The organism is Thalassolituus sp. UBA6592 (assembly GCF_002433655.1).
Classification (GTDB): domain Bacteria; phylum Pseudomonadota; class Gammaproteobacteria; order Pseudomonadales; family Oceanobacteraceae; genus Venatoribacter.
The window spans coordinates 28,004-38,670 of sequence record NZ_DJIO01000045.1; the positions used below are offsets into that span (position 1 = coordinate 28,004).

The 10,667-nt window shown below is 53.6% G+C and carries 7 protein-coding genes; 6 read left to right on the forward strand and 1 reads right to left on the reverse strand.

Annotated features, from left to right (window positions below; translation table 11 throughout):
- Together B2Z72_RS04115 and B2Z72_RS04120 are read left to right on the forward strand one after the other, a co-directional pair.
- A partial coding sequence (locus tag B2Z72_RS04115) for a hypothetical protein (RefSeq protein ID WP_297004226.1) occupies positions 1-1,030 on the forward strand: 1,030 nt, incomplete at its 5' end.
- Entirely contained in the window at positions 1,027-1,812 is a 786-nt protein-coding gene (locus tag B2Z72_RS04120; RefSeq protein WP_296986320.1) for a phosphatase PAP2 family protein, read from the forward strand. The genes B2Z72_RS04115 and B2Z72_RS04120, both read left to right, overlap by 4 nt.
- An 83-nt stretch (positions 1,813-1,895) precedes the next feature.
- Here B2Z72_RS04120 and B2Z72_RS04125 read toward each other — a convergent pair whose 3' ends face one another.
- The gene (locus tag B2Z72_RS04125) at positions 1,896-2,147 is read right to left on the reverse strand and encodes a hypothetical protein (RefSeq protein ID WP_296986323.1); all 252 of its coding nucleotides are present in this window, start codon (positions 2,145-2,147) and stop codon (positions 1,896-1,898) included.
- Positions 2,148-2,316: 169 nt separating this feature from the next.
- On the opposite strand from B2Z72_RS04125, the gene fabB reads away from it, so the two are divergent.
- The 4 genes from fabB to B2Z72_RS04145 all read left to right on the forward strand — a co-directional run bounded on the left by fabB (position 2,317) and on the right by B2Z72_RS04145 (position 10,646).
- Positions 2,317-3,528, forward strand: coding sequence for a beta-ketoacyl-ACP synthase I (gene fabB, locus B2Z72_RS04130; RefSeq protein ID WP_296986326.1), 1,212 nt, complete (start codon positions 2,317-2,319; stop codon positions 3,526-3,528).
- Between the two features lie 181 nt (positions 3,529-3,709).
- Positions 3,710-8,635: a biotin carboxylase N-terminal domain-containing protein gene (locus tag B2Z72_RS04135; RefSeq protein ID WP_297004228.1), complete on the forward strand. Its 4,926-nt coding sequence runs from the start codon at positions 3,710-3,712 to the stop codon at positions 8,633-8,635.
- 252 nt (positions 8,636-8,887) lie between these two features.
- Positions 8,888-9,367 carry a protease complex subunit PrcB family protein gene (locus B2Z72_RS04140; RefSeq protein WP_296981265.1) on the forward strand — a complete coding sequence of 160 codons (480 nt, stop codon included), beginning with the start codon at positions 8,888-8,890 and terminating at the stop codon, positions 9,365-9,367.
- A gap of 91 nt (positions 9,368-9,458) precedes the next feature.
- Positions 9,459-10,646, forward strand: a complete 1,188-nt coding sequence (locus tag B2Z72_RS04145; RefSeq protein WP_296981263.1) for a dipeptidase — start codon at positions 9,459-9,461, stop codon at positions 10,644-10,646.
- Positions 10,647-10,667: the final 21 nt, after the last annotated feature.

Genomic DNA, 10,667 nt, shown 5'->3' on the forward strand with positions numbered 1-10,667 from the left:
TGTCTTCCTGCTGATTGCCGCTCCCTGGTACATCCTTGAATATCAGGCCCATGGTCAGGATTTCATCGACGGCTTTATCCTTAAGCACAACGTCAATCGCTTTAATAATGCGATGGAAGGCCACGATGGCGGCATCCTGTTTTATCCGTTAGTGCTGCCCTTTGTGCTGGCGCCGTTCGGAGCCCTGTTTATCCGCATGCTGCCCTCCATCAAACACCTGAAGCCGGGCAAAGATGCACTGGACGCCTTCCTGTGGATCTGGTTCCTCGTGGTACTGGTACTCTTCAGTCTGGCCAGCACCAAACTGCCGCATTACATCCTGTACGGCTGCACACCGCTGGTTATCCTGATGGCGCGCTACCGCCACTGGCTGCACAGCCGTCTGCTGTCAGCCCTGTTTCCGGCCATTCTGCTCGGTATTTTCGTCGCCTTCCCGCTGCTGTTACCGATCGCTCAGGAACGCCTGACCAACCCGATCGAAATTGCCACAGCGGAGCGTGCAGCGCATTACTTCGACCGTAACTTCACCATCATTGCCGCTCTTACACTGGGCATCAGCATGGCGCTGATCTTCTGGCGCCGCCTGAGCCCATGGTTTGCCCTGCTGACCGTTGGTGCGGTGCAGGCGCTGTTCGTCTGGTTTGTGTTCGTACCGGCACTGAGTGAATCCCAACAACGTCCGGTATGGGAAGCAGCACAGTTTGCCAAAACCCTGAACGAGCCGGTGTACACTCAGTCGATTGATATGCCGAGTTTTAACGTGTACTTCGATAAGGTCACGGAACGCCGCAAACTGAACATGGGCGAAGTTGGCTATGGCCGGGAAGACCGTCTGGCGAAAGACACCGCCCGCGATGGCATCTATTACGATGTACTGTTCAAATCTGGCCCCATAGAAATCGTGCGCCGCATTCCTGCGCCGCAGGATGCCGTTCCTGAAGACCCGATTCCTGAAGAAAGCCCAACCGAAGAACAGGCACCTGACCAAGGTGAAACCACTTCAACTGAGAATGCGGAGGCCAGTTCGTGACCTCCCGTTCACAGACGCTTTACTGGTTTATTTCTGTTCTGGTCATCGCCGCCATTGTGGTCTGGCTCACCGGACAGAATACAGCGCTGTTTTACGCAGTGAACCATGCCGGTCACCTGCTGCCGGATGCGCTGTGGAGCAATCTCACGCTGGTAGCCGATACCCTGTTTGCCGTCGCGGTATTGCTGATTATTGCCTGCTACTACCCCAGCATGCTGAATCAATCTCTGCTGCTGCTGATTATTGGTTCTCTGGTGGTGCACGGTTTTAAACAGGGTCTGAACATCCCACGTCCGGCTGCAGTGCTGGACCGGGATTCCTTCTGGATCATCGGCCAGGTATTGAAGAATCACAGCTTTCCTTCCGGTCACTCATTCACTGCCATGAGCTGCGCCGGTCTGATCTGGCTCAATATGACACATAAAGGCTGGGCAACTGTCGCACTGCTGATTGGTTTTCTGGCGGCACTGAGCCGTGCCATGGTAGGTGCGCACTGGCCACTGGATATTCTGGTGGGGTCCGCTGCAGGTCTGGCCGTTGCTGTTCTGAGCCATTGGCTGGTACAGCGCTTCCGGGTATTCCGGGGGCACGGACAGAAGCTCTTTACCGCCCTGCTGCTGACCATCGCGTCGGCCTACTTAAGCTTTCATCAGGACGGCTACCCGTACACGGATGCTCTGGCCATCATTGCCAGTATCGGCGCTGTGCTGTTTGCGTTACTGAAAATCTGGCTGCCACTGGCGGGCCATCTGCGCCGGGCATTCTCTGCTGGCCCGCGCTGACTCTGACAATTCAGGCCCGGTTTGACTACCGGGCCGGTGTACCGCCAGCACGTTTACGCTGCTGGCAGGTCTCGGATCCCGTTTCAGGCACCAAACAGATCATAGGTCAGACCGCCTTCACCGGACTGATCCATCCAGCCCTGAGGCTTGGAGAAAGTCTGCTCCATCTGTTCCGCCAGCGCATCATTGATGGTCCGGGTTGGCTTGTCCCCCATCATCGCCTGAACCTTAGCTTCATCCTGCCCCAGACAGGCCGCCATAGTAGGAATATCCAGTGCATTCTCGAGCAAAAGCTCCTGCGCTTTGTGCCAACGAACGTCTTGCTTGGTCATCATTAATTAAACTCTTTCTCTGTCGATTAAAGACTATTAGTCAATAATATTTTTCTTTTTGCCCGAACGGCGGCTGCTATATAGTGGTGGCCGCCAAATAGAATGAAATATTACCTCAATATTTCTGTCATAGGCTGGTTATTAATTTTCAACAGGACTCTGAGTAGAGATTATGCGTCGAGTAGTGGTTACAGGTCTGGGGATTGTCGGTTGCCTGGGCAACAATAAGGAAGAAGTACTGAGTTCCCTGCGCGAAAAGCGCTCCGGCATCAGCTTCATTCCGGAATATGCCGAAGTAGGTATGCGCAGCCAGGTCGCTGGCCGCCCACAAATCGATCTGGAAGAACTCATTGACCGTAAGCTTAAGCGCTTCATGGGCGATTCTGCGGCTTATGCTTACCTGTCCATGAAAGAAGCCATCGCTGACTCAGGCCTGACCGAAGACATGGTCAGCAACCCACGCACCGGTATCATCACCGGCTCCGGTGGCGCATCGACCAGCGACATCGTCGAATCTGTCGACATCCTGCGTGAAAAAGGCGTTAAGCGTGTAGGTCCATACCGTGTAACCCGTACCATGGGCTCCACCACTTCCGCCAACCTGGCAACGCCGTTCAGCATCAAAGGCACCAACTACTCAATGACCTCCGCCTGTGCTTCTTCTGCACACTGTATCGGTCATGGTGCTGAGCTGATCCAATGGGGTAAGCAGGACATCATTTTCGCCGGTGGCGGTGAAGAAGAACATTGGGCACTGTCTATGCAATTCGACGCCATGGGCGCCCTGTCCACCAAGAACAACGACAACCCGGGAACAGCATCCCGCGCCTACGACGCAAACCGTGATGGTTTCGTAATCGCTGGCGGCGGCGCAATGGTGGTTCTGGAAGAATACGAACATGCAGTCGCCCGTGGCGCCAAAATCTATGGCGAGCTGGTTGGCTACGGTGCAACGTCCGATGGTGCTGACATGGTCGCCCCTTCCGGTGAAGGCGCTGTACGTTGCATGAAGATGGCCATGGAAGACGCAGGTAACCCACAGATTGATTACCTGAACACTCACGGAACCAGCACCCCGGCCGGTGACATCACCGAGCTGAAAGCTGTTGCTGAGGCGTTTGATGGCAAGGTTCCGCCATTCAGCTCAACCAAGTCTCTGTCTGGTCACTCTCTGGGCGCTGCCGGCGTACAGGAAGCGATCTATTGCCTGCTGATGATGGAAAACAGTTTCATCACTGGCAGCGCCAATATCACAGAACTGGATGAAGGTGCTGCGCCGTACGATCTGGTTCGCGAAAACCGCGAAGCAAAACTGCAGTATGTGATGTCAAACAGCTTTGGCTTCGGTGGCACCAACGCCACGCTGATTTTCAAGGCCGTGTGAAAAATGACATACTGAACCTCATTTTTTGAGGTCAGAAAATGAAATTTTTGGGCAGTCTCTGCCCATTAAAATCAGTGGCGGGTAAGGTTCCCGCCGCTATACGTTCGGAAACCCGGACTGGTTACGTAACATCCGACACAGGCCAGTCCACCGGTAATCGCACAATACGGAATTAAATAACATGACAGAACAAGTACCTACTCCTCAGTCCGGCGCCGACCGCCAGGTTGACGAGCTGTTCCTCAAAGCGGAACAGCTGTCTGCGGACTTTTCCCTGTTCCCGGAATACGAAGACAACGCTGTTGACCATAAAGTTAAAGGCCTGATCTCTCCGGAGCGCTGTGCCAGTGAACTGGATCGTCTGCGTGGTCTGAACATCGACGACTACATTGAACAGGTCGTTGCGCCAAGTGAAAGCAACAGCCGTCCGGGCGCAAAAAGTGTGGTTCAGCACCTGGTGCTGCGTACCATCACAGAAGTTGAAAACGGCCCACTGTACTGCTGCGAAGCAGACATGGACTTCGGTGGCAAACTGCGCCGTGTTGGTTTTATCTGTCAGAACCGCGAACACGCCAATGGCGTATGGGGCCCGGATCACCACAATCAGGCAGCAAAAGTAGCGCGTGAATACGCCCGCCGTTCCCTGCCGATTGTTACCTTTATCGACACCCCGGGAGCGGATGCCGGTGAAGCGGCTAACGCCAACAACCAAGCACACAGCATTTCCCACCTGATCACTGAGATGGCCAACAACGATGTGCCGACTCTGGGTATTATCTGGGGTGCAGGTTATTCCGGTGGTGCGATCCCACTGGCAACCACCAACATCCTGCTGAGCGTACGTGATGGTATTTTCAACACCATTCAGCCACAGGGTCTGGCCAGCATTGCGCGTAAGTACAACCTGTCATGGCAGGAATGTGCCAAATACGTAGGTGTATCCGGCTATGAGCTGCGCGAAGGCGGCATCATCGACGGTATCATTGATTACGCTCCAACCGACGCTGACGAAAAACGCTACAACCTGCATCAGGCCGTAGTTACCGGTATTCAGTCCATCGAAGACAGCGCAGCAGAATTCGCCCGCGCTAACCCATACATGATGGAACACTACCACCGCAGCATCGAGCGTTTCCTGACGCCGTCTGAAAAACTGCAGAACCTGCAGAAAGACACCAACTTCTTCCTGGCCAAATCACCAACTGAACACGCTAACCTGTTCGGTCTGATTTACCGCTATACCCGTTACCTGGCGACCCGTCGCCGTATCCACTCTACTACACTGGCGAACTATGGCCGTCTGGCAGAGAAAGAGGTACCGGAAGGTCAGCTGCAGGAACGTATGCAGCGCGAATCTCAGCGTAAATTCCAGCAGTGGCTGCAGGCCCCGGAAAAAATCGTTTATAACGATACCCTGCACAAAAGCTGGAAAAACTTCTGGTCCAAACACGAAGACCGTGACGAGAGCCGTTCCACCATCGCCCGTCTGTTCTTTGGTGAGCCAAAAAACAACTACCTGAAAGCGAAACAGGAACTGTGCTTCAACCTGGGCCTGTACCTGTTCAACCGCTGGAAGTCTGATGCCAGCATCAACTTCAAGGGTCTGCTGAACTACCTCGAAGACTATAAACAGAGCCGTTTCCTGCTGCGCGCTGCAGATATTCTGGATGCCGTATCCGTTGCGGAGTTCATCGAGAATAACCCGCACCCACTGGCCACGTATATCCGTTCCCAGCTGCCACATGAGCCACGTCAGGAACTGACTGAAGGTCTGGCACAGGAACAAGCCAAAGGCGCGCTGAAGCAGTCACTGGCAACCGCGCTGAACGAAATTCTGAAAGCCGATCTGATTCCGGATGAAATCCGCGCAGAGCTGAAACTGTCTACCCGTACTGAAGCCCTGGCCAACAGTGTTGCTTCCGGTAAAGTTGAAGCCAACCGCCGCATTCTGGAAGAAGCACTGGCACCGTACATTCAGTTCCGTCAGGAAAACATCCAGAACCCGGCACACCCGGACATCACCATTCTGGACGCAATTCTGCACGACGAACTGCGCTACGAATTCACTCAGGTCTGTCAGAACATGCTGGTCTTCGGTCAGCTGTACGACAACTTTATTTTCAACCTGGTAGGTGTGGCGAAAGAAGCCAACGAAAACCGTGCCCTGTCTCACGACTCGCTGAAAGCCCTGCTGGAAAAATCCCTGGCAGAAGCCACCAAAGGCGACAGCTACACGCCACAGGAACGCGAATCTTTCGACCACTGGCTGAGCTACTTCATCAAGAGCAGCCAGCGTGGCGACTTCCTGAAATCCGTTGAAGAATGGAAGAAACTGGCGTTCCCGCGCCTGTCTGACACCCTGTTCGTGGTCATCACTTTCATCTTCGAAAAACTGCTGCCGGAATACCATGGCGCAGAACAGGATGGTAAGTCCTACAACGGCCGTATTAACCCGGTTTCCATTGGTCGTCGTAAAGACTTCTGGAACCGTCTGACCATGGCTTACCACGACCTGCTGATTCAACAGGTTCTGGATGACACCAAACGTCAGAAGAAAACCTCTGCCAACGCTCTGATCGGTCGTTTCTTCTCTGACTTTAAAGAGACTAACGCCAGCCTGATGTCGGCGGATCCGGTTTCCTTCCCGGGCTTCCGTTCTTCTATCGAAAGCGCTCTGAAAAACGACATCAAACCATGTGGTGTGATCACCGGTATCGGTACCATCAAAATTGGTGAACGTGAACAGCGCGTCGGTGCGCTGGTATCCAACCTGGACTTCCAGGCGGGTGCTTTCGATATGGCCAGTGCCGAGAAATTCTGTAAGCTGATGGCCAAATGTGCGCAGCTCAATCTGCCGATTGTGTGCTTCGTATCATCCGGCGGTATGCAGACCAAAGAAGGTGCTGCGGCACTGTTCTCCATGGCTGTAGTTAACGACCGTATTACCCGTTTCGTACGTGATAACGATCTGCCAATCGTCATCTTCGGTTTCGGTGACTGTACCGGTGGTGCGCAGGCGTCCTTCGTGACTCACCCGCTGGCACAGACTTACTACTTCTCCGGTACCAACATGCCGTTTGCTGGTCAGATCGTTGTACCAAGCTATCTGCCAAGCACCTGTACCCTGTCCAACTATCTGTCGGTTTCTCCGAAGTCTATGGACGGTCTGGTAAGCCATCCGTTCTTCGACGATCTGGATGACCGCCTGCGTGCCATCGACCCGGATATGCCGGTTGCCCGTCACACGGTTGACGACGTACTGGACCGCGTACTGCAGGGTTATGTTGCTGCTGAGCGTTTCGCGCCGGATACCGGTGACAGCGTCAGCGCTGCCGATAAGAAATACGGCAAGATTGATAAAGTCCTGATCCACGCCCGTGGCTGTACCGCTGCCAAGTTGATCAAGAAAGCCCAGGACAACGACATTAAAGTGGTTCTGATCGCCTCTGACCCGGATATGGATTCCGTACCGGTGGATATGCTTGGGCCTGAAGACCGCGTGGTATGTATCGGTGGTAACACCCCGGATGAATCTTATCTGAACGCCAAGTCCGTGCTGCGTATCGCGCACCACGAACAGGTGGATGCACTGCACCCGGGCATCGGCTTCCTGTCTGAAAGCAGCCAGTTCGCCGCTCTGTGTGGTAACCACGAACTGAACTTTGTTGGTCCTCCGGTTTCTTCCATGGAAACCATGGGTAACAAATCCAACGCCATTAACACCGCAATGCGTGTTCAGGTGCCAGTCGTACCGGGTTCTCACGGTATTCTGACCAGCTCTGCCAACGCTGCAGCGGTAGCCGATGAAATCGGTTACCCGGTACTGCTGAAAGCCGTACACGGTGGTGGTGGTAAAGGTATTCAGGTAGTTGAATCTGCAGACAAGATTCACGCCCTGTTCCACCAGATTTCTACTGAAGCCAAAGCGGCATTCGGTAACGGCGACGTGTATCTGGAAAAATACGTGACCTCTCTGCGTCACATCGAAGTACAGGTACTGCGTGACAGCCAGGGCAACACTAAGATCCTTGGTCTGCGTGACTGTTCTGTACAGCGTAATAACCAGAAGATTTTCGAAGAATCCGGCTCCACCATGCTGCCGCGTGAACTTGAACAGTCTGCTTACGATTACGCCGCCAAACTGGCTGATGCCGTTGAGTACGTAGGTGCCGGTACCGTTGAATTTATTTTCGACCTGGATGCCAACACCATCTACTTCATGGAAATGAACACCCGTCTGCAGGTAGAACACCCGGTAACTGAACTGGTATCCAAAGTCGATATCGTCAGCACCCAGTTCCGCATTGCCGAAGGCGAAGCCATTGCCGACCTGAAACCGGTATCTGAAGGTTACGCGATTGAAGTTCGTGTGAACGCAGAGAAAGCGGTTCAGAAAGGCGACAAGATGGAATTCGTTCCGACTCCGGGCCTGATTCGCGAGTGCGTCCTGCCGGAAGAAGATCATATCCAGCTGATCACCATGGCAGCGGCTGGCAAACAGGTATCGCCGTTCTACGACAGCCTGATTGTTCAGATCATCTGCTACGGTAAAGACCGTAACGATACCATCGCTAAACTGCGTGAGTATCTGGAACGCGTTCGTATCACCGGCGTTTGCACCAACATTCCGCTGCTGAAACGCGTCCTGGACGACAAAGTCTTCGTAGACGGTGTTTACGACACCACCTACCTGCCACACTTCCTGGAGCGTATCGACTTCAGCGAACTGGTGAAAGACATTGAAGACTCCGCAGACATGCACGCTAACGCGGTAGATGCCGACACCCTGAAGATCGAAGGCTCTGACGAACTGAAAGTTCTGTCACCGTCTACCAGCATCTTCTACGGTTCTTCTTCACCAAGCGAACCAGCGTTCGTGAAAGAAGGTGACATCATCGGCGTTGATCAGACTCTGTGTCTGATGGAAGCGATGAAGATGTTCACCCCGCTGAGCCTGAAGCAATTCAACCGCAGCGGTGCTGTTCTCTACCCGGCTGACCAGAAGTTCAAGGTTACCCGTATCATGAACAGCGATGGCCAACAGGTGAACCAGGGCGACCTGCTGTTCGTTGTGAAGCCAATCAAGAGCGCAGAAAACGCCGCCTGATAAGGCCCGTTTCTGAACTCAAAAAAAGCGCCGTAAGGCGCTTTTTTTTATGTTTCCTCTCAACAGTATGCCCTGCTCTGGCTGAACTGACTGAGCTGCGGCACCTTTCTTTATCATAGATATTCATATTTCATGATCTCCCCCGCTTGCCCTGCTGCGGATGACAGGTCAGTATGCGTTTTTCAGGTCAGTGACCGACCCGGCCACAACGTAAATTAATGCTATGGCCCTTCAAACGCTCAGGAGCGGCAAATGTTTAAAATTCTTACTCCAGTTACCATCGGCTGTATTTCTTTGCTTCTCGCAGCCTGTGGCTCGTCTGACGACAGTGATCTGAATGCCAGCCACTACACATTGCAGGCCGGCAGCAATCCGCTTTACGCCGAAGGCATAAAATCCGTCAAAGTACTGGATAACGAATGGGACTATTCCAGCGAGCTGAGCGACTATCAGGACCGCGCCGGCAGCAATGTTGATTTCAGCGAATATCAGGTTCTGCTGATTGATCTGGGTGTCCGCCCCAGCGCTGGCTACGCCATCCGTTTCGATAACATTACCGACGAGGGTGACTACGTACTGGTGCAGTACTCCATCATGATTCCGGCTTCCGGCACCAACTGCGCCTACGACACCGCCCTCAGCAACCCTTATCTGTTTGAGGCCATCCGCAGCAAAAAAGAAATACTGATCAGAGAAGCCATGGAAGAAAGTGCCTGTTCGTCAGGCAACTGATGAGCGATGCTGAAGCCAGCTGCTCAATTCGTCATCCAAAGAACAGATAAGACAGAACTGATAAGACAGTGAAATAAGCAGCGGAGCTCAGGTGAAAAAATTTAAATTCATTAAACCCGTGCCCTTAGCAGTATTTTTTATTCTCCTCTTCCTGCTTCTGCCCGCGGTGCGTATCTGGTTACCCGAATACGCCGAACGCGCCTTTAATCCGGTAAAAGAACACCCGCCGTGGCCGGTCAGCGAACAGGCACGGCGACTGCACCAAAGCCTGTTTATTGGCGACTGGCACGCAGACTCATTGTTATGGGACAGAAACCTGCTTAAACGCAGTGATTACGGTCAGGTCGACTTTCCCCGTCTGCGTGACGGCAATGTCGCACTGCAGGTTTTTACCGCCGTTACCAAAAGTCCGTCCGGACTCAATTATGATGAAAACGACAGTACTGCGCGGGACGACATTACCCTGATTGCCATTGCCGAAACCTGGCCTGTCGCCAGCTGGAGCAGCCTGTTTGAACGGGCAAAATATCAGGCAGAAAAACTCACCGCTTATGCCCGCAAAGCGCCCCATGAAGTAAAAATCATTTATCGCCGCCAGGATCTCGACGAGCTGATCGCACAGCGGCAGAACGGCAGCCAGCTAACCGGTGCTTTGCTGGGCATGGAAGGTGCTCATGCGCTGGAAGGCAATATAGAAAACCTGGATCGTTTATATCGCGCCGGCTATCGCCTGATGGGCATCACCCATTTCTTTGATAACGAACTGGGTGGTTCGCTGCACGGCATGGGGAATCATGGCTTAACCCCATTTGGCGTCCAGGCCGTAAAACGGGCAGGTCAGCTGAATATGGTCATCGACCTTGCTCACGCCTCACCTGCCGTGGTCAACGAAGTTATTAATCTGACCGACAGCCCTGTGGTGCTCAGTCACACCGGCGTGCATTCGGTCTGTGCGGTAAAACGTAATATCCCGCTGCCCTTAATGCAGAAGATAGCCGCTCACGGTGGGGTCATCGGCATCGGCTACTGGCGTGACGTTACCTGTGATGAAACCCCGACTGGTATCGTTCGCAGCATACGGGCTGCCATCGACGCTCTCGGCGCAGATCATGTGTCGCTGGGCTCAGACTTTGATGGCACCGTAGCAACGGCACTGGACACTTCTGAACTGGCAGCACTGACCGAAGAAATGCTGCGTCAGAATTTCAGCGAAGGCGAAATCCGTAAAGTGATGGGGGCCAATATGCTTCGTGTTCTGCAGCAGACGCTGGCGGATTAACAAGCGACTGTGATTCAACCG

Excerpts from the sequence above, each read along its gene's own strand:
- B2Z72_RS04125 (WP_296986323.1), bottom strand. The coding sequence starts at position 2,147 with ATGATGACCAAGCAAGACGTTCGTTGGCACAAAGCGCAGGAGCTTTTG.
- fabB (WP_296986326.1), top strand. The coding sequence starts at position 2,317 with ATGCGTCGAGTAGTGGTTACAGGTCTGGGGATTGTCGGTTGCCTGGGC.
- B2Z72_RS04135 (WP_297004228.1), top strand. The coding sequence starts at position 3,710 with ATGACAGAACAAGTACCTACTCCTCAGTCCGGCGCCGACCGCCAGGTT.
- B2Z72_RS04140 (WP_296981265.1), top strand. The coding sequence starts at position 8,888 with ATGTTTAAAATTCTTACTCCAGTTACCATCGGCTGTATTTCTTTGCTT.